Raw genomic sequence first — 20,955 nt, 5'->3', positions numbered from 1 at the left:
CCATGTCTGACCTCCGCAAGATCAATATCGACGGGCAAGAAATTGAAGTCGATGGGGCGATGACCCTGATCCAGGCTTGTGAACAGGCCGGGGTCGAGGTGCCGCGCTTCTGCTATCATGAGCGTTTGTCGATTGCCGGGAACTGCCGGATGTGTCTGGTGGAGGTCGTTGGTGGCCCGCCGAAACCGGCGGCCTCTTGCGCGATGCAGGTGCGTGACCTGCGCCCGGGACCGGAAGGGCAGCCGCCTGTGGTCAAGACGAACTCTCCCATGGTCAAGAAGGCCCGTGAAGGGGTGATGGAGTTTCTGCTCATCAACCACCCGCTGGATTGCCCGATCTGCGATCAGGGTGGTGAATGCGATCTTCAGGATCAGGCGATGGCCTATGGTCTGTCGGGCACACGCTTCAAGGAAGCCAAGCGCGCGGTGGATGATTTGGATCTGGGGCCGCTAGTTGGCACTGCGATGACCCGTTGTATCTCCTGCACGCGCTGCGTGCGGTTTACCACCGAGGTGGCCGGGATCACCCAGATGGGTCAGACCGGTCGTGGTGAGGATGCTGAGATTACGTCGTATCTGAACCAGACGCTCGATTCGAACCTGCAAGGTAACATTATCGACCTTTGTCCGGTTGGGGCGCTGACGTCCAAGCCCTATGCCTTCACCGCCCGTCCATGGGAATTGACCAAGACCGAGTCCATCGACGTGATGGACGCTTTGGGTTCGAACATCCGCGTGGATACCAAGGGGCGTGAGGTTATGCGCTTTTTGCCGCGTAACCATGACGGTGTGAACGAGGAATGGATCAGCGACAAGACCCGCTTTGTCTGGGATGGGCTGCGTCGTCAGCGACTGGATCGGCCCTACGTCCGCGAGAACGGCAAGTTGCGGCCCGCGACTTGGCCTGAGGCGCTGACCAAAGCCGCGGAGGCGCTGAAAGGCGCCGAGAAACTCGCCGGTATCGTGGGTGACCTGGCTCCGGTTGAGGCTGCTTTTGCGCTGAAGCAGATGATTGAAGGGCAGGGTGGTGTTGTAGAATGCCGGACTGATGGTGCCAAGCTGCCTGCTGGCAATCGCGGGGCCTATGTCGGGACTGCTGCCATTGAAGACATCGATAGCGCTGAGCGTATTTTGCTGATCGGCACCAACCCGCGGGATGAGGCTCCGGTTCTGAACGCGCGTATCCGTAAGGCATGGGCGCATGGGTCCGAAGTGGCTCTGGTCGGGCCTGCTGTCGATCTGACCTATGCGTATCATCATATGGGTGACGATCGCGCTGCGCTGCAAAAAGTCGTCGACATGGGGGGCGATGATGAGATCAAAGGCAAGTCGTCGTTGGTCATCGTTGGTCAGGGCGCGCTGCAAGAGGCCGATGGCGCTGCGGTTCTGGCCGCCGCGCAAACCATCGCAACGAATACAGATAGTGGTCTGATCATCCTGCACACTGCCGCTTCGCGTGTCGGTGCGATGGATGTGGATGCGACAAACGAAGGCGGTATGGACGCCGTGAGTGCAGCTGATGTGATCTACAACCTTGGTGCGGACGAGGTTGAAATCAGCAAGGGTGCCTTCGTGATCTATCAGGGCAGCCACGGTGATCGGGGTGCCCACCGCGCCGACGTGATCCTGCCGGGCGCGGCGTACACGGAAGAAAACGGCTTGTTCGCAAACACCGAAGGTCGTCCGCAACTGGCCATGCGTGCGGGCTTCGCGCCGGGTGAGGCCAAGGAAAACTGGGCGATCCTGCGGGCCTTGTCTGCTGAATTGGGCGCGACGCTGCCCTATGACTCACTGGCACAACTGCGCACGGCTCTGATCGAGGCGGTTCCGCACCTTGCCCAGATTGACGAAGTGATCGAGAACGAAGTTCAGGCGCTGGAGGCTGGCCCGCTGGGCAAGGCTACTTTCCGCTATGCGATCAAGGATTTCTACCTGACCAATCCGATCGCACGCGCCTCGCAACTGATGGCCGAGCTTTCGGCGCAGGCGCAGGCCCGCAAATCCGAGAAGATTGCGGCAGAATGAACCCAACCCGTTTCATATCACAGACAAATGCGGCGGCTGGGTGGCAGTTCGCCGCGCCTGATTTGTGTGTGAAACCCAAGATTAAGGGTGGCGCAATGGTGGCAGATGCTGTTTACACCAACGCGCCGACCCAGCCGCAGATTGCGCAGGCATCTGGCCTTTGCATCGCTCGCGGAAAACGGAATACCCACGGTGTGAGGACCAATGGCTGATTTCTTTAACACCCCAGGCGGAATAGCCATCATCATTCTGGCGCAAGTGCTTGCTGTCGTTGCGTTTGTGATGATCTCGCTGTTGTTCCTTGTTTACGGAGACCGCAAGATCTGGGCCGCTGTCCAGATGCGCCGTGGTCCTAACGTTGTGGGCGTCTATGGCTTGCTGCAATCTGTGGCGGATGCGCTGAAATATGTGGTGAAAGAGGTCGTCATTCCCGCCGGGGCCGACCGCACTGTATTCATCCTCGCCCCTTTGACGTCCTTTGTTCTGGCAATGATTGCCTGGGCTGTGATCCCGTTCAACGATGGCTGGGTCCTGTCGGATATCAACGTCGCCATTTTGTATGTCTTCGCCGTATCCTCACTGGAAGTTTATGGAGTGATTATGGGCGGTTGGGCGTCGAACTCAAAGTATCCGTTTCTGGGTTCGTTGCGCTCGGCCGCGCAGATGATTTCCTATGAGGTTTCCATTGGCTTGATCATCATCGGCGTGATCATCTCGACGGGTTCGATGAATTTTGGGCATATCGTCGAGGCTCAGGACGGTCGTTTTGGCTTCTTCAGCTGGTACTGGCTGCCGCATTTCCCGATGGTCTTCCTGTTCTTCATCTCGGCACTGGCCGAGACCAACCGCCCACCGTTCGACCTGCCGGAGGCAGAGTCGGAACTGGTCGCCGGTTATCAGGTCGAATACTCGGCCACACCCTTCCTGCTGTTCATGGCAGGTGAGTACATCGCGATCTTCCTGATGTGTGCGCTGACCACGCTGCTGTTCTTCGGCGGCTGGCTGTCCCCGATCCCCGGTCTGCCGGATGGTGTGTTGTGGATGGTCGCCAAGATGGCATTCTTCTTCTTCCTCTTCGCGATGGTCAAGGCGATCACGCCCCGCTACCGCTATGACCAACTGATGCGGCTGGGTTGGAAAGTGTTCCTGCCGTTCTCACTGGCATGGGTTGTCTTCGTGGCCTTCGCGGCGAAATTCGACTGGTTCTGGGGCGCGTTCGCCCGTTGGAGCGTAGGAGGCTGATTATGACCCAAATCGACTACACCCGCGCCGCCAAATACTTCCTACTGCAGGACTTCTGGGTCGGTATGAAACTGGGGCTTAAGTATTTCTTCGCCCCCAAAGCCACCGTGAACTACCCACACGAAAAGGGGCCCCTGTCTCCGCGCTTTCGTGGCGAACATGCCCTGCGCCGGTATCCCAATGGCGAAGAACGCTGCATCGCTTGTAAACTGTGCGAAGCGATCTGCCCGGCCCAAGCGATCACCATCGACGCCGAACCGCGCGAAGACGGCAGTCGCCGCACTACGCGCTATGACATCGACATGACCAAGTGCATCTATTGCGGTTTCTGCCAAGAGGCCTGTCCGGTCGATGCGATTGTCGAAGGCCCGAACTTCGAATTCGCGACTGAGACCCGCGAAGAGCTGTTCTACGACAAGCAAAAACTTCTGGATAACGGCGAACGCTGGGAAGCAGAGATCGCCCGCAATCTGGAAATGGACGCGCCGTACAGATGAGTGACAGCCCGACAAATCCGTTCGAGCTGATGATGAAGCAGGCTCAGGACATGGCCAAGGCGATGAACCCGGCGATGGAGAATTTCTCGCCCAAGGGGTTCGAGGCGCTGTGGCCGACCATGCCCAAAGAGGTCATGGAGATGATGTTTGGCAATACCGTCAACAAAGATGGTCTGGATGCCAAAACGCGCCTGCTACTGACGCTGGCTGGGTTGACCTGTCAGGGCGCGCAGGCCGATAGCGCCGTGCGCCAGACGGTGCGCCATGCGCTGGAAGCAGGTGCGAAGAAACAAGAGATCGTGGAAACGATCGGTCAGATGTCGGTCTTTGCCGGCATCCCGGCCATGACCCGCGCGCTGGATCTGGCGCAAGAGGTCATGGGCGATAACGAGGATGAGGATCAATGACCGTCTTTGCCTTCTACCTGTTTGCCATCAGCGCCATCACCGGCGGGCTGTTTACGGTGATCAGCCGCCAACCGGTGCACTCGGTGCTATGGCTGATCCTGTCGTTTCTGTCTTCGGCGGGGCTGTTCGTTCTGCTGGGGGCCGAGTTTGTGGCGATGTTGCTGATCATCGTCTATGTCGGCGCGGTCGCGGTCCTGTTCCTGTTTGTTGTTATGATGCTGGACGTGGACTTTGCCGAGCTCAAGGCCGAGATGGCGCGCTATATGCCGCTTGCCCTGCTGATCGGTCTGGTGATCCTGATGCAGTTTGTCATGGCCTTCGGGGCCTGGGACAGCGCGCAAGGAGCCGCGGCCAATCTGGCCCAGCCGGTCCCGACGGACCGTCATAACACCGAGGCGCTCGGCGTTATCCTTTACGATCAATACTTCCTTCTGTTCCAGCTGGCAGGCCTGATCCTGCTGGTGGCCATGATTGGCGCCATCGTGCTGACTTTGCGCCACCGTCAGGACATCAAGCGTCAGGACATCATCGGCCAGATGATGCGCGACCCGGCCAAAGCGATGGAGTTGAAGGACGTGAAACCGGGGCAGGGGCTATAAGACGATGATCGGACTTGAACACTATCTTACGGTCGCGGCGACGCTGTTTGTCATCGGCATCTTCGGTCTCTTCCTGAACCGCAAGAACGTCATCATCCTGCTGATGAGCATCGAACTGATGCTGCTGGCGGTGAATATCAACCTCGTGGCATTCTCCAGTTTCCTCGGCGATCTGGTCGGGCAGGTGTTTACGCTGTTCGTGCTGACCGTTGCGGCGGCTGAGGCGGCGATTGGTCTGGCCATTCTGGTCTGCTTCTTCCGCAACCGCGGCACCATCGCGGTTGAAGACGTCAATATGATGAAGGGCTAAGAGAACTATGGAAACCACCATCCTCTTTGCCCCGCTTGTGGGCGCGCTGCTCTGCGGATTTGGCTGGCGCTTTATTGGCGAGAAGGCGGCCATGTGGACTGCGACGGGCCTGCTGTTTCTGGCCTGTCTGCTGTCATGGATCGTGTTCTTCACTTTTGACGGCCACACCCAGCAGATTGAAATCATGCGCTGGATCGAGAGCGGATCGCTGTCGACAAGCTGGGCCATTCGTCTGGACCGTCTGACGACGATCATGCTGATCGTGGTGACGACCGTTTCGGCGCTCGTGCACCTTTACTCCTTCGGATACATGGATCACGACCCGCAATGGCGTGAGGGCGAAAGCTATAAGCCGCGTTTCTTTGCGTATCTGTCCTTCTTTACTTTCGCCATGCTGATGCTGGTGACTGCGGACAATCTGGTTCAGATGTTCTTTGGCTGGGAAGGCGTGGGTGTCGCATCCTACCTGCTGATCGGGTTCTACTATCGCAAGCCAAGCGCCAATGCCGCGGCGATGAAAGCGTTCATCGTAAACCGCGTGGGTGACTTCGGCTTCGCGTTGGGGATCTTCGCGCTGTTCTTCCTGACTGACAGCATCAATTTCTCGGATATTTTCGCGTCGGCTCCGGCATTGGCGGAAGAAAAGCTACACTTCCTCTGGGGTGAGTGGACCGCAATCGAAGTGATCTGTGTTCTGCTGTTCATCGGCGCCATGGGCAAATCGGCTCAGCTGATCCTGCACACCTGGCTACCGGACGCGATGGAAGGTCCGACCCCGGTGTCGGCGTTGATCCACGCCGCAACCATGGTGACCGCAGGTGTGTTCCTCGTCTGCCGCATGTCGCCGCTGATGGAGTTCGCACCGGGTGCGACCGGGTTCATCGCCTTCCTTGGGGCCTCGACTGCGTTCTTCGCGGCTACTGTGGGTCTGGTGCAGACCGATATCAAACGCGTGATTGCCTATTCGACCTGTTCTCAGCTGGGCTACATGTTCGTGGCGGCTGGTGTCGGCATGTATTCGGCGGCGATGTTCCATCTGCTGACGCACGCGTTCTTCAAGGCGCTGTTGTTCCTTGGTGCCGGTTCGGTGATCCATGCGATGCATCATGAGCAGGAGATGACCGAATACGGCGGCCTGCGGAAGAAAATCCCCTATACCTTCTGGGCGATGATGATCGGGACGTTGGCCATCACCGGTGTGGGTATCCCGTTGACCACGTTCGGCTTTGCCGGGTTCCTGTCCAAGGACGCAATCATCGAAAGCGCTTTTGTGGGCGGCACGGGCTATGCCTTCTGGATGCTGGTGATCGCGGCGATGTTCACCTCGTTCTATAGCTGGCGTCTGATCTTCTTGACCTTCTACGGCGAGCCGCGTGGCGACAAGCATACGCATGAGCACGCGCATGAAAGCCCGATGAGCATGCTGATCCCGCTGGGTGTGCTGTCACTGGGCGCGGTGTTCTCGGGGATGCTGTGGTACAACCAGTTCTTCGGCTATACCGATAAAGTGGCCAAGTTCTATGGCATTCCGCTGGCGGAGGAGACCGGCGGTCATGGTGAGGTCGCCGCGGACGCAGGCCATGGCGAGGCCAAGACAGATGACGGCCACGGTGAACCCAAAGCCGACAAAGGCGAGGGCGACTACAAGGCCGACAAAAAGCACGCCAGCTTCGGTGGTGAACCGGGTGATGGTGCGCTGTACATGGCACCCGACAACAACGTGCTCAACGATGCGCACGAGGCTCCGAAATGGGTCAAAGTATCGCCCTTCGTCGCGATGCTGCTTGGGTTCATCGTGGCCTATTGGTTCTACATCGTGAACACCTCGCTGCCCGCACGTCTGGCGGCGAACCAGCGACCGCTGTACCTGTTCCTCAAGAACAAGTGGTACTTTGACGAGATATACGATGCGATCTTTGTTAAACCTACCGTTGCACTCGGTCGGTTCCTGTGGAAGCGCGGTGACGGCAACACGATTGATGGCTTCCTGAACGGGGTTTCGATGGGCGTGGTGCCGTTCTTCACTCGGCTCGCAGGCAAAGCTCAAACGGGTTACATCTTTACTTACGCCTTCTGGATGGTTTTGGGCATCGCCGCTCTTGTCACCTGGATGTCGATCGGCGGAGGCGCACACTAATGGACAATATCCTATCTATTGTCACCTTCATCCCCGCCATCGCCGCAGGCATTCTGGCCCTGTTCCTGCATGGTGAGGACGTAGCCGCGCAGCGCAATGCGAAATGGGTCGCGCTGGTTGCAACAACTGTAACCTTCCTTGTCTCGATCGGCATCTACACAGGGTTTGACCCGTCCAATACCGGCTTCCAGATGGTGGAAGAGGGTGAGTGGCTGCTTGGTCTGAAATACAAGATGGGTGTCGACGGCATCAGCGTTCTGTTCGTACTGCTGACCACCTTCATCATGCCGCTGACCATTCTTGCCAGCTGGAACGTGACGGACCGCGTCAAGGAATACATGATCGCCTTCCTGCTGCTGGAAACGCTGATGCTGGGCGTGTTCATGGCGCTGGATCTGGTGCTATTCTACCTGTTCTTCGAGGCCGGTCTGATCCCGATGTTCCTGATCATCGGTATATGGGGCGGGGCGAACCGGATTTACGCGAGCTTCAAGTTCTTCCTGTATACCTTCCTCGGCTCGGTTCTGATGCTGGTGGCGATGGTGGCAATGTACGCCGACGCGGGCACCACGGATATCGAGGCGCTGATGAGCCATCAGTTCTCGTCGGAAGGGTTCAGCGTGCTGGGCGTGTATATCGTCGGCGGTATGCAGACGCTTATGTTCCTAGCCTTCTTCGCGTCGTTTGCGGTGAAGATGCCGATGTGGCCGGTCCACACCTGGCTGCCGGATGCACACGTGCAGGCGCCGACGGCGGGCTCGGTCGTTCTGGCGGCGATCCTGTTGAAGATGGGCGGCTACGGCTTCCTGCGGTTCAGTCTTCCGATGTTCCCTGTGGGCTCGGCGGTGATGACCGATGTAGTGCTGTGGATGTCGGCGATTGCGGTGGTTTACACCTCGCTGGTGGCGCTGGTGCAGGAGGATATGAAGAAGCTGATCGCTTACTCCTCGGTCGCGCATATGGGCTTTGTGACCATGGGGATATTCGCGGCAAACCAGCAGGGCATTGATGGGGCAATTTTCCAGATGCTCAGCCACGGGTTCATCTCGGCGGCGCTCTTCCTCTGCGTCGGCGTGATCTACGACCGGATGCACACCCGTGATATCGAGGCCTATGGTGGCTTGGTCATCCGGATGCCGGCTTATGCGTTGGTCTTCATGCTGTTCACCATGGCCAATGTGGGCCTGCCGGGTACGTCCGGATTCATCGGAGAATTCCTGACCCTGATGGGTGCCTTCCAGGTTAACACTTGGGTTACGGCGGTGGCCGCGACCGGTGTGATCTTCTCGGCAGGTTATGCGCTGTGGCTGTATCGCCGCGTGGTATTCGGTGACCTGATCAAGGAAAGCCTGAAAGCCATCACCGACATGAGCTCGCGCGAGCGGCTGATCTTCGCGCCGCTGATCGTGATGACCATTCTGCTTGGGGTTTATCCCTCGCTGGTGACCGACGTGATCGGGCAATCCACCGCTGCGCTAATCTCGAACTATGACACGGCTCTGGCCGCGGCTGAGGCCGCGACCCAGACGGCCGCCTCGCATTAAGGGAGCTTTGGAGACATGATCCAGGCTGATCTGACAATCATCCTGCCGGAAATCGTTCTGGCAATCTATGCGATGGCGGCGCTGATTGGGGCTGTCTACACCACCAAGGACGCGCTGGCGCCGGTTCTGGTCTGGGCCACTTCGGGGCTGATGGCGGTCCTGGCGATCTGGATTGCGATGAATGGCGACGGGATCAACGTGGCCTTTAATGGCATGTTCGTGGATGACGGCTTTGCCCGGTTCGCGAAAGTGGCAATCCTGCTGTCTGCTGCAGCCGTATTGCTGATGAGCCAGGAATACATGGCGCGCCGTGATCTGCTGCGCTTTGAATATCCGCTGCTCGTCGCGCTTGCAGCTGTGGGCATGATGATGATGGTCAGCGCGGGCGATCTGATGTCGCTTTATATGGGGCTCGAACTGCAATCGCTGTCACTTTACGTTGTGGCCGCCCTGCGGCGCGATAGCGCCAAATCCACCGAGGCCGGTCTGAAATACTTCGTGCTGGGCGCGCTGAGTTCGGGTCTTCTGCTTTACGGTGCGTCGCTGGTTTACGGCTTTACGGGAACCACTTTGTTCTCTGGCATCATTCAGACCGTACAACACGGGGAAATATCGGTTGGCCTGCTGTTTGGTCTGGTCTTCATGATCTCTGGTCTGGCCTTCAAGGTCTCGGCTGTGCCGTTCCATATGTGGACGCCGGACGTGTACGAGGGCTCTCCGACCCCGATCACGGCGTTCTTTGCTACGGCGCCGAAAGTGGCAGCTATGGCCCTGTTCGCGCGCTTGATGCATGACGCGTTCGGAGGCGTGATCAAGGATTGGCAGCAAGTGATCGTGCTGCTCTCGGTCCTGTCGATGTTGCTGGGTGCGGTCGCGGCCATTGGGCAGCGCGACATCAAACGGCTGATGGCGTTTTCCTCAATTGCCCATATGGGCTATGCGCTGATTGGTCTGGCCGCCGGTACCGAGATGGGTATCAAGGCGATGCTGATGTATCTGGCCATCTATGTGACGATGAATATCGGCACCTTCGCCTTCATCCTGATGATGGAGCGTGACGGCAAACCGGTAACAGATATCGACGCACTACGGCAGTTCTCGAAACGGGATCCGGGCAAGGCGCTGGCTGTCCTGATCCTGATGTTCAGCCTTGCGGGTGTACCGCCGATGCTGGGTTTCTTTGCCAAGTTCGGCGTTTGGCAGGCGGGTATTGACGCTGACCTGTTCGGGCTGGTGATCGTGTCGGCTATCGCTTCGGTCATCGGTGCATTCTATTATCTGCGGATCGTGTTCTACATGTATTTCGGCGCCGAGAATGAAGACCCGATTGAAACCCGTTCGACACCTGTTCTTTGGGCGGCGCTGATGGGATCTGCGGCCCTGATGCTGATCGGCGTGTTCTACCAATTCGGCGTGGAAGGTGCAGCAGCAGCTGCGGCGGCGACGCTTGTCAACTGATCTTGTCGCACCCCAATCACCTGAGGCTCGGTCGCTTGACCGGGCCTTTTTGACATGAGCGACTGGCCGCAGGGATATGGCCTGCACGTTCTGCAAGAGGTCGACAGCACGCTGAATGAGGCGGCGCGACTGGCACCGACTGCGACAGGCCCCGTCTGGATCATGGCACATCACCAGACCGCAGCACGCGGACGACGTGGCAGAGTTTGGGCCAATCCGAAAGGAAATCTGGCGGCGACGCTTCTGATGCGACCAGATGGAAACCCTGAACAAGCGGCGCTGCGCAGCTTCGTGGCTGCGTTGGCGTTGTTTGATGCCTGTGTGGCGGTGACCGGGCGTGCGCAGGGGTTGTCTCTGAAGTGGCCGAACGATGTTTTGCTGAATGGCGGCAAACTCGCAGGTATATTGCTGGAAAGCACCGGGCAAGGCAGGGGTGTCGCGCATCTGTCTATCGGCATCGGTGTCAACCTGTCCGAAGCACCCACGGCGGATAAGGTCGAACCGGGTGCGGTGCGCCCAGTTTCATTGATGTCCGAGACCGGCGCTCAGGTCACGCCCGAGGATTTCCTGACCGAACTGGCCGCATCTTATGCGCGGTATGAGGCGCAGTTCACCACCTATGGGTTTGAGCCCATTCGCACCGCCTGGTTGTCCCGCGCCGCCAAGTTGGGAGAGGTCATAACCGCCCGTACCGCAACGTCGGAAACGGTCGGAACCTTTGAAACGGTGGACGCGGCCGGCAACCTTGTCCTAAACACCGCCAAAGGTCGCGTCAGCATACCTGCCGCGGATGTCTATTTCTGAAGGGGGCGCCTATGCTTCTGGCTATTGATTGCGGCAACACGAACACCGTTTTCTCGATCTGGGATGGCGAGAGATTTCTGTGCACCCTTCGTACTTCGACCCACCATGCGCGCACAGCGGATGCGTATTTCACATGGTACTCGACTTTGGTGAAACACTACGGGATCGAGGCTGACATCTCGGATGTGATCATTGCCTCGACCGTGCCGCGTGTGGTGTTCAACTTGCGGGTTTTTGCAGACCGGTTTTTCGGATGTAGGCCACTTGTTGTCGGCAAACCCGATTGCCTACTGCCCGTGAACCCGCGCGTGGATGAAGGAACCGTGCCCGGCCCGGACCGTCTGGCCAACGCGGCGGCTGCGTTTGATCGCCATGGCGGAAACGTGGTGGTGGTTGATTTTGGTACGGCAACAAATTTCGACGTGGTCGCGGCGGATGGTGCCTATGTCGGTGGTATCATTGCTCCCGGCGTGAACTTGAGCCTTGAGGCATTGCATCAGGGTGCAGCGGCGCTGCCGCATATCGACATTACAAGACCCGAAAAAGTGATCGGAACAAACACGGTTGGCTGTATCCAGTCTGGCGTGTATTGGGGATATTCCGGTCTGATCGAAGGGCTGATCTCGCGCGTGAAGGCCGAATACGGAATGGCGATGAAGGTCGTCGGCACCGGTGGGCTGGCGCCTCTGTTCGATCAGGCAGATGTGGGCTTTGACGCTATCGAGGATGATTTGACGATGCACGGGTTGACCGTGATCCATCGCTATAACAAGGAAAATGGCTCAACATGAGCAGTGAACGACTGATCTATCTGCCGCTGGGCGGTGCAGGCGAAATCGGCATGAATGCCTATGTCTACGGCTATGGCGCGCCGGGAAAAGAACGACTGATCCTCGTCGATCTGGGCGTGGCGTTTCCGGACATGGATACCTCGCCCGGCGTCGATCTGATCTTTGCCGATATCAGCTGGTTGAAAGAGCGTGCCGACCAGCTTGAGGCCGTCTTTGTCACCCACGCGCATGAGGATCACATCGGAGCCGTGGCCCACTGTTATGAAGCATTGGGCGCACCGATTTATGCTCGTGCCTTCACAGCCAATATTGCGCGGCGCAAGATGGATGAACATGGCCACCCGACCGAGGCGGTGCGGACGGCTTCGGCCTGGCCCGAACAGATCAAGGCGGGTCCGTTTACGGTAGGTTTCCTGCCCGTGTCACACTCGATCCCCGAAAGTGCAGGGCTGGTGATCGATACGCCTGAAGGCCGTGTTGTGCATTCTGGAGACTTCAAGCTGGATGCAGACCCGGTTGTGGGCGAGCCCTTTGACCCTGATCTGTGGGCTGAGGTTGCCAAGCCGGGTGTCAAGGCGTTGGTCTGTGACAGCACCAACGTGTTCTCGTCTCATCCCGGACGTTCGGAATCCGAAGTGGGTCCCGAGATCACGCGTCTTGTGCAGGGCGCAAGCGGTATGGTGATCGCGACGACCTTTGCATCGAATGTGGCGCGCGTAAAAACACTGGCCGAGGCCGGGCAGAAAGCTGGGCGCTCGGTTGTCTTGCTGGGTCGCGCGATGCGGCGCATGATCGAGGCTGCGACTGAAACCGGTATCCTGACCGATTTCCCCAAGGTTATCAGCGCTGAAGAGGCCGTTGACGTGCCGCGCCAGAACCTGATGCTGATCGTCACCGGCAGCCAAGGCGAACGCCGTGCAGCCAGTGCCCAACTAGCGCGCGGCAAATATCGTGGGCTTGAGGCGAAAGAGGGCGATCTGTTCCTGTTCTCGTCTAAAACCATCCCCGGAAACGAGCGTGGGGTGATCCGTATCATCAACCAGTTGAGCGAGAAGGGCGTCGATGTGGTCGATGACAGCTCGGGGCTTTATCATGTCTCGGGTCATGCCAACCGGCCTGATCTGGAACGTGTTCACGCGTTGGTCGATCCCCAGATGGTTATTCCGATGCATGGCGAACATCGTCACCTGCGCGAGCACGCCAAGCTGGCCGAAGCGGGCGGGCGCACTGGGGTTCTGGCAGTGAACGGCACCATGCTGGATCTGACTGGCAATGCGCCCAAGGTGGCAGATTATGTCGAAACGGGTCGGACCTATCTGGATGGTTCCGTGAAGGTGGGTGCATTGGATGGTGTTGTGCGCGACCGTATCCGTATGGCGCTGAACGGCCATGTCACGATCACGGTCATTCTCGATGAAGAGGACGAACCTTTGGGCGAACCCTGGTGCGACACCATGGGGCTGCCCGAGGTGGGCTCGTCCCGTTCGGGGTTGGTCGAGGTGCTCGAAGAAGACCTCAATCAGTTTCTGATGCGTGCTGGAGCCAAAACCCTGCGTGATGATGACAAGCTTGAGGAAGGCTTGCGTCGGATCGCACGCCAGACTGCGCAGGCCGAAATCGGAAAGAAACCAGAAGTGACCGTAGTGGTCAGTCGGATGCGCTAATCCGCGTAAGGCATCGGATAGCCCCGAAGCTGCAGGAACAGGCTGGCCTCTTCGTTGTTGAGAAAGAAGGGCACGGTTTCAGGCGGGTTCGGGTCTGCCGCGCGGGCGGCGATTTCGGCCAGAACGACCTCGGTGATGAATGGCAGATCGTATTCACGGGCTTGCCGGACTTTCACCCATTGCAGATGCGACAGCTCGTCCGACGCGTGGGTGAAGTCGTCCAGATCACCTTGTATTGCATCGGCATCAACCAGAAAGAACCGGGCATCGAACCGGCGTGGTCGTCCGGGTGGTGTCACCGCGCGGAACACAAATTGCAGAGCTGAAGCGGAGGGGAGGAAACCCATCTGAGCAAAGCTCTGCCAATCCGGGGGCACGGCACCTTGCCAGACGCCCGGTTGCCCAAGGATCAACCCGGTTTCTTCCCACAATTCGCGGATCGCAGCGGCAGCCAGAGCACCTTGCAGCCCGGCCTCGGACTGCTGCGACAGGCGCTCGTTGCACAGATCGGGTAGGGCGGACGCTAGGGGTACATCTGCATCCGCCGGGTCGACCGCTCCACCGGGGAAGACAAATTTGTTTGGCATGAACGCGGCTTTTGCTCCGCGTTGCCCCATCAGGATCGAGGGATCGCCAAGCCTGTCACGCAGAACGATGACGGTCGCGGCGTTGCGAATGGCGGTCTTGTCCGCACTCATGCGGATCTGCCGAACCCATGCATGCGGCGTGCCCATTGATAGGCGACGACTGCCCCTTTAAGTCGCGGCAATAGATACAGCGACAAGGCGACACAAGCGATCGAAAACCCGATTGCCATGGTCCAGGGGCTGGGCCGCCAATGCACGTAAGAGACATGCAATGCTGGTGCCAGAAGATGCCCAACGATCAGAATTGTCAGATAGGCGGGTCCGTCATCGGCGCGATGATGAAACAGCTCCTGCCCGCAATTCGAGCAGCTATCGTTCACTTTGAGATAGCTGTGCAGCAACTTGCCTTCGCCACAATTTGGGCATTTGCCCCGAAATCCCCGGATCAATGCGGGTTTGGTCGGGCGTTCTTCCTCGATCGTCGTCTCAACAGTCTGATCAGTCATATGAATCTCGCGCGTTTATCCTGAGGTCATATAGGCTTGGCCAGGCCATGCAGGAAAGGGGGGTGCGTCGCTTTGCGGCGGCGAAGCCGAACCTAGCAGGAAATTACCCGCATTCAAACCGGGTGGAAAAAAGTTGATCATGCGGCGACGGAAACCCGCACATGCAGCGTTTGAATTGATATCAGCAGCGGCAAGGGGCCGCGCATATCAGGGGAATAAGTTATGAACAGAAAAACCTTCATCTCCGGCGTCGTTGGGGCCGCACTGGTCATCACCGCAACTTCGGCATTCGCCAAAGGGCCGCGGGCGACGTTTGAAGAGCTGGACATTGATGGCGACGGTCAGGTGACGCTGACCGAGATCACCGAGCATCGCTTGAAGAACTACACTTCGGCCGATACCGATGGGGACGGGCAACTGAGCGTCGAGGAAATGCAGGCCGCCGCTCAGGCCAAGGCTGCGGATCGTGTAAAGGGGATGTTCGAAAAATATGATGCCAACGCGGACGGGTTTCTGAGTGAAGATGAATTGCCCAAACCGCGCCGGGCCTCCAAGATGTTCGAGCGTATCGATGCCGATGGTAACGGATCGATCTCGGAACAGGAATATGCGGATGCAAAGGATCGGATGGGTCGCAAGCACAAGCGACATCACAAGTCGGATTCTAACGACAACTGATGCGGGATGGAGGATCTGACCTCTTATCCGGACATGGTGCATGGCGGTTCATCCGCCATGCCCGAGCCCAGCAACGAAGCGTTGTTGGACCTGTTCGCTGATGGCGATGCCAATGCCGCTCGTCTGCTGACAGACAGGTTGGGGCCGCGCTGCTATTCGGTAGCATTGCGAATGCTGGGCAATCGGGCCGAGGCCGAAGACGTCACACAGGAGGCGATGATGCGCCTGTGGAAGATGGCCCCGGACTGGGTATACGGGCAGGCGCAGATATCGACCTGGCTTTATCGTGTGACGTTGAATCTGTGCGTGGATCTGCGGCGCCGAAAGCGGCCTGATACGTTGGAGAATGCGCCCGAACCCGAAGACGGCTCTGCCAGTGTGGTCGACAAGATGCAGGAGGTCGCGCGACGGGACGCGTTGCAGAATGCCTTGGATCAGTTGCCGGACCGGCAAAGACAGGCCGTCGTTTTGCGGCATATCGAGGAATTGTCCAATCCCGAGATCGCAGGGATCATGGAGATTTCTGTCGAAGCGGTTGAAAGTCTGACCGCGCGGGGCAAACGGGCTTTGACGGCGATACTGGCTGGGCGCAAGGATGAACTGGGGTATGAACATGGCTGATCATGGCAAGGAACTGGAAGGTCTGTTTGCGCAGGCGCGCGCCACGCGTGACGAGTTTCCTGACGATCTGGCAGTTCGGATCGAAACTGACGCCGAAGCGCTGCGATTGGCGCGTGTTGCACAGGCGGCGCGACCGACATGGCGTTGGCGCATGGGGTCGATCGGCGGCTGGCAAGGGTTGGGCGGACTTGTGGCTGCCAGCGCCGCGGGCGTTTGGATTGGATTTTCTGCACCATCTTTCCTGCCGGACCCGGCAGAGTATTTTGTGTCATCAGAGACGACTTTTCTGATCGCCGACCTGAGCTTGGATGATAACTTTCTGGAGGATGCGGAATGACAGATGCGCCTGCACCCAAACGTCGATGGATGCCGATTCTACTGGTTGTTTCGCTGGCTCTGAACCTGATGGTGGCCGGGGTCGCCCTTGGGACAGTCCTGAGATTCAAAGGCCAGGACCGCGTCGCTGCCCCTCCTGGTTTCGGGCCGTCGCTTTATCATGCACTCCCGAAATCAGAGCGCAAAGCGCTGCGGGGTGAGTTGTCAGCTCTGCGCGGCAAAGGTTCGCACCGGCGCCAGCAGGATTTCAGCACGCTCAGTCAAGCGCTGAGGGTTGTCCCGTTTGAACCCGCTGCGGTTCAGGCGCTGCTGGAACAACAGGCGCAGGCAACTGCGGATCTTCAAGAAGCGCTTCATCAACAATGGCTGGCGCAGATCTCGGCCATGAATGACGAAGAGCGTACAGCCTATGCCGATCGGCTGGAGGAAGTGGTCAAGCACGGGGCACGCAAACACAAAAAACGGGACTGACCTGTCAGGCCGCAGATTGCCGGATATGTACTTGATTCCGGCCTGCTTTTTTGGCCGCATAAAGCGCCTTGTCAGCAGATCGGATAAGTTGATTGACCGGATCAGCTTCGCTGGGCAGGCTCAGATCTCTGGGGGCACACAAGTTGAGGCCGACGCTGATCGTAACCGGGATCAACGTGGGGTGATCGGGCAATTGGAAGGGTGTGCTGCAAATGCTTTTGCAGACGCTGTCAGCCTGCTGCAAGGCTTGCTTGGTCGAGGTTTCGGGCAGGCCAATCATGAACTCTTCTCCGCCAATGCGGGCGACGAATCCAGTAGGACCCATTGCGGTCCGAATCCTGCGCGCGGCCTCGCACAGCACACAATCGCCTGCGGCATGACCAAAACGGTCGTTTATGGATTTGAAATGATCAAGGTCGGCCAGCATGACGGCAAAACCACGCCCGGTGCGCAGTGAATCATGCGCAATCTGGTCGAGCGCGCGCAAGGCATAGCGTCGATTGTGCAGACCCGTCAGAGGGTCAGTCAACGCCTCCGTCAGACCCTGTCGCAATGTGTCGCGCAGCCTGTCATCGCGGGTTTTACGGGCAATCTGCGTCTCAAGTCGCAGGGATATTTCGTCGGCGTTGAAGCCTCCAATGCAAACGGCGTCCGCACCTCGGTCAAGCGCTTCGGCGGCAAGGTTTGCGTCATTGTCCTTCAGTACCGCGATCAATACCGTGTGCCGCGTGCCACTGCGCGAGCGTAAATCGGCAAGCAACTTGGATGCAGAGCTGTCCGCTCCAAGTTCGACGACGATGGCATCCGGAGGCGCTTCGCCGAGGACACCCTGCAGGTTCGGCAAGGTATGGATGCTCAACCGATGTCGGGTTTGAGCACACAGTGCTTTACTCCACAGCGCTCCGGTACGGGGCGTATGTGTCAGAACCGCGATGTGAGCCGCAGGGTGAGGTGCGATCAACGTGGCAGCGGGTTCGGCAAACCCGATCGACTGCGATGCGTCTTTGACACTGAGATCTTGTCTATCAGCGCGCGCGCGCAAAAGGCTGCGGACACGGGCCAGCAAAAGCGTATCTTTCAGAGGATAGCCAAGCACATCGTCCAACCCGTCTGAAAGCGCGCGAAGCCGTGCTGCCTTGTCATTTTGTGGAGCGATGGCCACGATCGGCACGTCCGCCAAAGCAGGGTCCGACTGCATCAACCTTTTGACATCTGCTGCTGATCCATCCGGCAGAGTTTGAGCAGTCAGAACAAGATCAGGCCGCGTACGCCGCAGCAAAGCGGACAGGCCCGCCACTTTCTCGCCCTGTACGACGTGATACCAAGCCGCTGTCAACTGCACCTTGAGCATGATGCGATTGGTCGAAACGCCATCGAGGACGAGTATGGTGCCTTGCTCGGACATGGCCGTTCACCGTTTGATTGCATGCATTGCCAAAGTGTTTATGAGTCTGGTTAATAAACCCTTTCCAAGAGACGATCCGGGACCAGATAATGCCGATATCTGCCGATGCCGCCGAAACCCTGGCCCTGAAAGTTCTGAGCTGGCTGGTTGGAAATGATGAGCTTTTGCCTGTTTTTCTGGGGGCCAGTGGGGCATCTGCTGAAGACCTGCGCGCACGTGCGGGTGAGACGGAGTTTCTGACCTCGGTTCTCGATTTCCTGATGCTTGACGATTCGTGGGTGATCGCTTTTTGTGACGCCAATTCCGTCCCTTATGATCAGCCGGGTCAGGCCCGTGTGATGCTGTTGGGACCATCGGAAATGCACTGGACTTAATTTGCAGGAGCCTCTTTGAATGCCCATCGATGCCTTATTGTTCGACAAGGACGGAACACTTTTTGACTTTGCCGCCACATGGGGTGCTTTCGGGCGCGTCGCACTGGAGCGCTTGTCAGTAGGCGACACGCAGCTTGCATCCGAAATGGGTAAAGCCATCGGATTTGATTATGCGGAAGAAACCTATGAGGCTGACAGCATCGTAATCGCCGGAACAGTCGATGAAGTCGCCGAGGTTTTACAGCCACATCTGCCCGAGACGCCTAGGTCAGAACTTATTGACACCTTAAACCGAGCCTCGGCAGAGGCGCAGCAGATTCCATCTGTGCCACTGGCACCGTTTCTTGAAGGTTTGAGGCAGGCTGGATTGAAGCTAGGCGTTGCCACAAATGATGGAGAGATGCCGGCGCTGCAGCATCTCGAATCGGTTGGTGTGCGGGATCACTTCGATTTCGTCGCCGGATATGACAGTGGCCATGGGTTCAAGCCGGGACCGGGGCAGTTGCTGGCCTTTGCCAAACATATCGACATCGACCCGTCGCGGATTGCCATGGTGGGTGACAGCCTGCATGACCTCGAGGCCGGGCGTGCAGCGGGCATGGTGACGATTGGTGTTTTGACGGGAATGGCCCCGGCGCAGATGCTGGAGCCGTTCGCGGATGTTGTGCTGCCCGATATCGGGCATATCCCCGGCTGGTTAGCTAATTGCTGAACAACTGAGTTGAAAATCGCCATGATATAGGGTGAAACCGACATCTATTGTCGCAGACAGAGCGGCCATTACTCGGTGTTCGGGGCTTGCTTGAAGAAAGCAGCGTCCGGAGGATAGCCATGGCCGACAGCAGAACTCGCAAACGACGCAGTGGCGGTCGCGCTGGCGCTGCCGCACGTCGCGGCAGTGCCATTATCGATCAGATGCCTTGGAACCCGCCGATAAACATAGATCGACCGACCGAGCCTTTGGGACCCGACGGGGTTGAGGCGATTCATGAAGGTGCGATGCGTATCCTCGAAGAGATCGGGATCGAGTTCTACAACAAGGAAGCGCTTGATATCCTACGGGAGGCTGGTTGCACCATCAACGGCGACAATGTTCGGATGGGCCGCGATTTCGTCATGGAAATGGTGCGCAAGGCCCCGAGCAAATTCACGATCACCCCGCGCAACCCTGATCACAAGATCGAGGTAGGTGGTCGTACACTGCTGTTCGGAAACGTGTCATCTCCGCCGAATTATTGGGATATGGAGATCGGCAAGAAGGTCCCGGGTACCAGGCGGATGTGTCAGGACCTGCTAAAACTGACGCAATATTTTAACTGCATTCATTTTGCGGGCGGTTACCCGGTTGAGCCGGTCGATATCCATGCCAGCATTCGTCATCTGGATGTGCTCTATGATAAACTGACGCTGACCGATAAGGCCATGCACGCCTATTCTCTGGGCAAAGAGCGCGTTGAAGATGTGATGGAGATGGTGCGTATCGCCGGCGGTCTCAGCCACGAGGAGTTCGAAGCCGCGCCGCGGATGTACACCAACATCAATTCGACCTCGCCGCTGAAACACGACCACCCAATGATCGACGGCTGTCTGAGGTTGGCGCGGCGCGGGCAGGCGATCGTGGTGACACCTTTTACGCTTGCCGGGGCCATGGCACCTGTGACCATGGCGGGCGCGGTGGCGCAATCTCTGGCTGAGGCGCTCTGCGCAATTGCGTTGTTCCAATACGTCCGGCCCGGCATTCCCTGTGTGATTGGGACGTTTACCTCGAATGTGGACATGAAATCCGGCGCGCCTGCGTTCGGGACGCCGGAATATATGCGCTCGACTCAGATGACGGGACAGATGGCGCGGTTTTATGGGCTGCCTATGCGTTCATCCGGAGTATGCGCGGCCAATGTGCCTGACGGTCAGGCGATCTGGGAGACGTCGAATTCGCTCTGGGCGGCAGTGCAGTCGGGGACCAACATGGTCTATCACGCAGCGGGATGGCTAGAGGGCGGATTGATTGCCAGCCCTGAGAAATTTATCATGGATTGCGAAATATTACAGCAAATTCAGCGATATATGCAGCCAGAGATAAACGCGACCGGACCGGATGAGATCGCGCTGGATGCAATACGTGCCGTCGGGAACGATGGGCATTTCTTTGGCATCCAACACACGCAGGATCGTTACTCCACCGCGTTTTATCAGCCCTTCCTGAGTGACTGGAAGAACTTCGAGGCCTGGGAAGCGGCTGGCGGTGTATGGACTGCAGAACGCGCGCATCACATGTTCAGGGAGATCGTGAACACCTTCGAGCCCCCCGCGCTGGACGAAGCGATCCGCGACGAGTTGGCTGATTTTGTCGCCCGCCGAAAATCGGAAGGGGGCGCACCGACCGACTTCTGATGCCCTTTGGTTTCAAGCTGAGATTACAACGCATTGTCTCAATCCAGTCATGGATTTTGGGCTTTTGTTAAGCTTTCTGGGGTCATCTAGACCGGATTTCTGATCCGGG

The 20,955-nt window shown here is 58.2% G+C and carries 22 protein-coding genes; 19 read left to right on the top strand and 3 right to left on the bottom strand.

Going from position 1 to position 20,955, the window contains the following annotated elements:
• Positions 1–2 precede the first annotated feature (2 nt).
• From nuoG to ACR0NF_RS10745, 12 genes are all read left to right on the top strand, one after another.
• Entirely contained in the window at positions 3–2,024 is a 2,022-nt protein-coding gene (nuoG, locus tag ACR0NF_RS10800) for an NADH-quinone oxidoreductase subunit NuoG (RefSeq protein ID WP_480778230.1), read from the top strand.
• Between the two features lie 204 nt (positions 2,025–2,228).
• On the top strand, positions 2,229–3,266 hold the full coding sequence (nuoH, locus tag ACR0NF_RS10795; RefSeq protein ID WP_058274400.1) for an NADH-quinone oxidoreductase subunit NuoH: 1,038 nt from the start codon (positions 2,229–2,231) through the stop codon (positions 3,264–3,266).
• A 2-nt stretch (positions 3,267–3,268) separates the two neighbouring features.
• Positions 3,269–3,763, top strand: a complete 495-nt coding sequence (gene nuoI / locus ACR0NF_RS10790) for an NADH-quinone oxidoreductase subunit NuoI (RefSeq protein WP_170397042.1) — start codon at positions 3,269–3,271, stop codon at positions 3,761–3,763.
• On the top strand, positions 3,760–4,170 hold the full coding sequence (locus tag ACR0NF_RS10785; protein WP_010442761.1) for a carboxymuconolactone decarboxylase family protein: 411 nt from the start codon (positions 3,760–3,762) through the stop codon (positions 4,168–4,170). Before nuoI ends, ACR0NF_RS10785 begins: the two co-directional genes overlap by 4 nt.
• Positions 4,167–4,769: an NADH-quinone oxidoreductase subunit J gene (locus ACR0NF_RS10780; protein WP_008755476.1), complete on the top strand. Its 603-nt coding sequence runs from the start codon at positions 4,167–4,169 to the stop codon at positions 4,767–4,769. The genes ACR0NF_RS10785 and ACR0NF_RS10780 overlap by 4 nt, the downstream gene beginning before the upstream one ends.
• 4 nt (positions 4,770–4,773) lie before the next feature.
• Positions 4,774–5,079, top strand: coding sequence for an NADH-quinone oxidoreductase subunit NuoK (gene nuoK / locus ACR0NF_RS10775; RefSeq protein ID WP_005984024.1), 306 nt, complete (start codon positions 4,774–4,776; stop codon positions 5,077–5,079).
• A 7-nt stretch (positions 5,080–5,086) separates the two neighbouring features.
• A complete protein-coding gene (nuoL, locus tag ACR0NF_RS10770; RefSeq protein ID WP_480667494.1) occupies positions 5,087–7,216 on the top strand; it encodes an NADH-quinone oxidoreductase subunit L in 2,130 nt (709 codons plus the stop codon).
• The gene (locus tag ACR0NF_RS10765) at positions 7,216–8,760 is read left to right on the top strand and encodes an NADH-quinone oxidoreductase subunit M (RefSeq protein ID WP_480778229.1); all 1,545 of its coding nucleotides are present in this window, start codon (positions 7,216–7,218) and stop codon (positions 8,758–8,760) included. The genes nuoL and ACR0NF_RS10765 overlap by 1 nt, the downstream gene beginning before the upstream one ends.
• Before the next feature lie 15 nt (positions 8,761–8,775).
• Positions 8,776–10,218, top strand: coding sequence for an NADH-quinone oxidoreductase subunit NuoN (gene nuoN, locus ACR0NF_RS10760; RefSeq protein WP_480778228.1), 1,443 nt, complete (start codon positions 8,776–8,778; stop codon positions 10,216–10,218).
• 54 nt (positions 10,219–10,272) lie between these two features.
• The gene (locus ACR0NF_RS10755) at positions 10,273–11,022 is read left to right on the top strand and encodes a biotin--[acetyl-CoA-carboxylase] ligase (RefSeq protein WP_480470297.1); all 750 of its coding nucleotides are present in this window, start codon (positions 10,273–10,275) and stop codon (positions 11,020–11,022) included.
• A gap of 11 nt (positions 11,023–11,033) precedes the next feature.
• A complete protein-coding gene (locus tag ACR0NF_RS10750; protein WP_480470296.1) occupies positions 11,034–11,813 on the top strand; it encodes a type III pantothenate kinase in 780 nt (259 codons plus the stop codon).
• Positions 11,810–13,477 (top strand): ribonuclease J, encoded by a 1,668-nt coding sequence (locus ACR0NF_RS10745; protein WP_480778227.1) that lies wholly within the window; start codon positions 11,810–11,812, stop codon positions 13,475–13,477. Before ACR0NF_RS10750 ends, ACR0NF_RS10745 begins: the two co-directional genes overlap by 4 nt.
• Here ACR0NF_RS10745 and ACR0NF_RS10740 read toward each other — a convergent pair.
• Positions 13,474–14,175, bottom strand: a complete 702-nt coding sequence (locus tag ACR0NF_RS10740) for an NUDIX hydrolase (RefSeq protein WP_480778326.1) — start codon at positions 14,173–14,175, stop codon at positions 13,474–13,476. The genes ACR0NF_RS10745 and ACR0NF_RS10740 overlap by 4 nt on opposite strands.
• Positions 14,172–14,570 carry a DUF983 domain-containing protein gene (locus tag ACR0NF_RS10735; RefSeq protein ID WP_480778226.1) on the bottom strand — a complete coding sequence of 133 codons (399 nt, stop codon included), beginning with the start codon at positions 14,568–14,570 and terminating at the stop codon, positions 14,172–14,174. Before ACR0NF_RS10735 ends, ACR0NF_RS10740 begins: the two co-directional genes overlap by 4 nt.
• A gap of 222 nt (positions 14,571–14,792) precedes the next feature.
• Here ACR0NF_RS10735 and ACR0NF_RS10730 point away from each other — a divergent pair, with 222 nt between their 5' ends.
• Genes ACR0NF_RS10730 through ACR0NF_RS10715 form a run of 4 tightly spaced genes read left to right on the top strand, consistent with a single transcriptional unit; the run spans position 14,793 to position 16,676 of the window.
• Positions 14,793–15,248, top strand: a complete 456-nt coding sequence (locus ACR0NF_RS10730) for an EF-hand domain-containing protein (protein WP_480778225.1) — start codon at positions 14,793–14,795, stop codon at positions 15,246–15,248.
• A gap of 6 nt (positions 15,249–15,254) precedes the next feature.
• A complete protein-coding gene (locus ACR0NF_RS10725; RefSeq protein ID WP_480778224.1) occupies positions 15,255–15,869 on the top strand; it encodes an RNA polymerase sigma factor in 615 nt (204 codons plus the stop codon).
• Entirely contained in the window at positions 15,862–16,206 is a 345-nt protein-coding gene (locus ACR0NF_RS10720; RefSeq protein WP_480470290.1) for a hypothetical protein, read from the top strand. Before ACR0NF_RS10725 ends, ACR0NF_RS10720 begins: the two co-directional genes overlap by 8 nt.
• Positions 16,203–16,676 (top strand): periplasmic heavy metal sensor, encoded by a 474-nt coding sequence (locus tag ACR0NF_RS10715; protein WP_480470289.1) that lies wholly within the window; start codon positions 16,203–16,205, stop codon positions 16,674–16,676. The genes ACR0NF_RS10720 and ACR0NF_RS10715 overlap by 4 nt, the downstream gene beginning before the upstream one ends.
• Before the next feature lie 4 nt (positions 16,677–16,680).
• On the opposite strand, the gene ACR0NF_RS10710 is transcribed toward ACR0NF_RS10715, so the two are convergent.
• The gene (locus tag ACR0NF_RS10710) at positions 16,681–18,081 is read right to left on the bottom strand and encodes a diguanylate cyclase (protein WP_480778223.1); all 1,401 of its coding nucleotides are present in this window, start codon (positions 18,079–18,081) and stop codon (positions 16,681–16,683) included.
• 89 nt (positions 18,082–18,170) lie between these two features.
• On the opposite strand from ACR0NF_RS10710, the gene ACR0NF_RS10705 reads away from it, so the two are divergent.
• From ACR0NF_RS10705 to ACR0NF_RS10695, 3 genes are all read left to right on the top strand, one after another.
• Complete coding sequence (locus ACR0NF_RS10705; protein WP_480658199.1) at positions 18,171–18,455, top strand: DUF3572 domain-containing protein; 285 nt, start codon at positions 18,171–18,173, stop codon at positions 18,453–18,455.
• Positions 18,456–18,474: 19 nt separating this feature from the next.
• Positions 18,475–19,167 (top strand): HAD family hydrolase, encoded by a 693-nt coding sequence (locus ACR0NF_RS10700; protein WP_480778222.1) that lies wholly within the window; start codon positions 18,475–18,477, stop codon positions 19,165–19,167.
• Positions 19,168–19,286: 119 nt separating this feature from the next.
• On the top strand, positions 19,287–20,846 hold the full coding sequence (locus ACR0NF_RS10695; protein ID WP_480667485.1) for a trimethylamine methyltransferase family protein: 1,560 nt from the start codon (positions 19,287–19,289) through the stop codon (positions 20,844–20,846).
• The last annotated feature ends 109 nt before the right edge of the window (positions 20,847–20,955 follow it).

The sequence above is a fragment of the Ruegeria sp. CF4 genome, from assembly GCF_056537345.1.
This window is presented reverse-complemented; position numbering and strand designations above follow the sequence as displayed.

Excerpts from the sequence above, each read along its gene's own strand:
- nuoG (WP_480778230.1), top strand. The coding sequence starts at position 3 with ATGTCTGACCTCCGCAAGATCAATATCGACGGGCAAGAAATTGAAGTC.
- nuoH (WP_058274400.1), top strand. The coding sequence starts at position 2,229 with ATGGCTGATTTCTTTAACACCCCAGGCGGAATAGCCATCATCATTCTG.
- nuoI (WP_170397042.1), top strand. The coding sequence starts at position 3,269 with ATGACCCAAATCGACTACACCCGCGCCGCCAAATACTTCCTACTGCAG.
- ACR0NF_RS10785 (WP_010442761.1), top strand. The coding sequence starts at position 3,760 with ATGAGTGACAGCCCGACAAATCCGTTCGAGCTGATGATGAAGCAGGCT.
- ACR0NF_RS10780 (WP_008755476.1), top strand. The coding sequence starts at position 4,167 with ATGACCGTCTTTGCCTTCTACCTGTTTGCCATCAGCGCCATCACCGGC.
- nuoK (WP_005984024.1), top strand. The coding sequence starts at position 4,774 with ATGATCGGACTTGAACACTATCTTACGGTCGCGGCGACGCTGTTTGTC.
- nuoL (WP_480667494.1), top strand. The coding sequence starts at position 5,087 with ATGGAAACCACCATCCTCTTTGCCCCGCTTGTGGGCGCGCTGCTCTGC.
- ACR0NF_RS10765 (WP_480778229.1), top strand. The coding sequence starts at position 7,216 with ATGGACAATATCCTATCTATTGTCACCTTCATCCCCGCCATCGCCGCA.
- nuoN (WP_480778228.1), top strand. The coding sequence starts at position 8,776 with ATGATCCAGGCTGATCTGACAATCATCCTGCCGGAAATCGTTCTGGCA.
- ACR0NF_RS10755 (WP_480470297.1), top strand. The coding sequence starts at position 10,273 with ATGAGCGACTGGCCGCAGGGATATGGCCTGCACGTTCTGCAAGAGGTC.
- ACR0NF_RS10750 (WP_480470296.1), top strand. The coding sequence starts at position 11,034 with ATGCTTCTGGCTATTGATTGCGGCAACACGAACACCGTTTTCTCGATC.
- ACR0NF_RS10745 (WP_480778227.1), top strand. The coding sequence starts at position 11,810 with ATGAGCAGTGAACGACTGATCTATCTGCCGCTGGGCGGTGCAGGCGAA.
- ACR0NF_RS10740 (WP_480778326.1), bottom strand. The coding sequence starts at position 14,175 with ATGAGTGCGGACAAGACCGCCATTCGCAACGCCGCGACCGTCATCGTT.
- ACR0NF_RS10735 (WP_480778226.1), bottom strand. The coding sequence starts at position 14,570 with ATGACTGATCAGACTGTTGAGACGACGATCGAGGAAGAACGCCCGACC.
- ACR0NF_RS10730 (WP_480778225.1), top strand. The coding sequence starts at position 14,793 with ATGAACAGAAAAACCTTCATCTCCGGCGTCGTTGGGGCCGCACTGGTC.
- ACR0NF_RS10725 (WP_480778224.1), top strand. The coding sequence starts at position 15,255 with ATGGAGGATCTGACCTCTTATCCGGACATGGTGCATGGCGGTTCATCC.
- ACR0NF_RS10720 (WP_480470290.1), top strand. The coding sequence starts at position 15,862 with ATGGCTGATCATGGCAAGGAACTGGAAGGTCTGTTTGCGCAGGCGCGC.
- ACR0NF_RS10715 (WP_480470289.1), top strand. The coding sequence starts at position 16,203 with ATGACAGATGCGCCTGCACCCAAACGTCGATGGATGCCGATTCTACTG.
- ACR0NF_RS10710 (WP_480778223.1), bottom strand. The coding sequence starts at position 18,081 with ATGTCCGAGCAAGGCACCATACTCGTCCTCGATGGCGTTTCGACCAAT.
- ACR0NF_RS10705 (WP_480658199.1), top strand. The coding sequence starts at position 18,171 with ATGCCGATATCTGCCGATGCCGCCGAAACCCTGGCCCTGAAAGTTCTG.
- ACR0NF_RS10700 (WP_480778222.1), top strand. The coding sequence starts at position 18,475 with ATGCCCATCGATGCCTTATTGTTCGACAAGGACGGAACACTTTTTGAC.
- ACR0NF_RS10695 (WP_480667485.1), top strand. The coding sequence starts at position 19,287 with ATGGCCGACAGCAGAACTCGCAAACGACGCAGTGGCGGTCGCGCTGGC.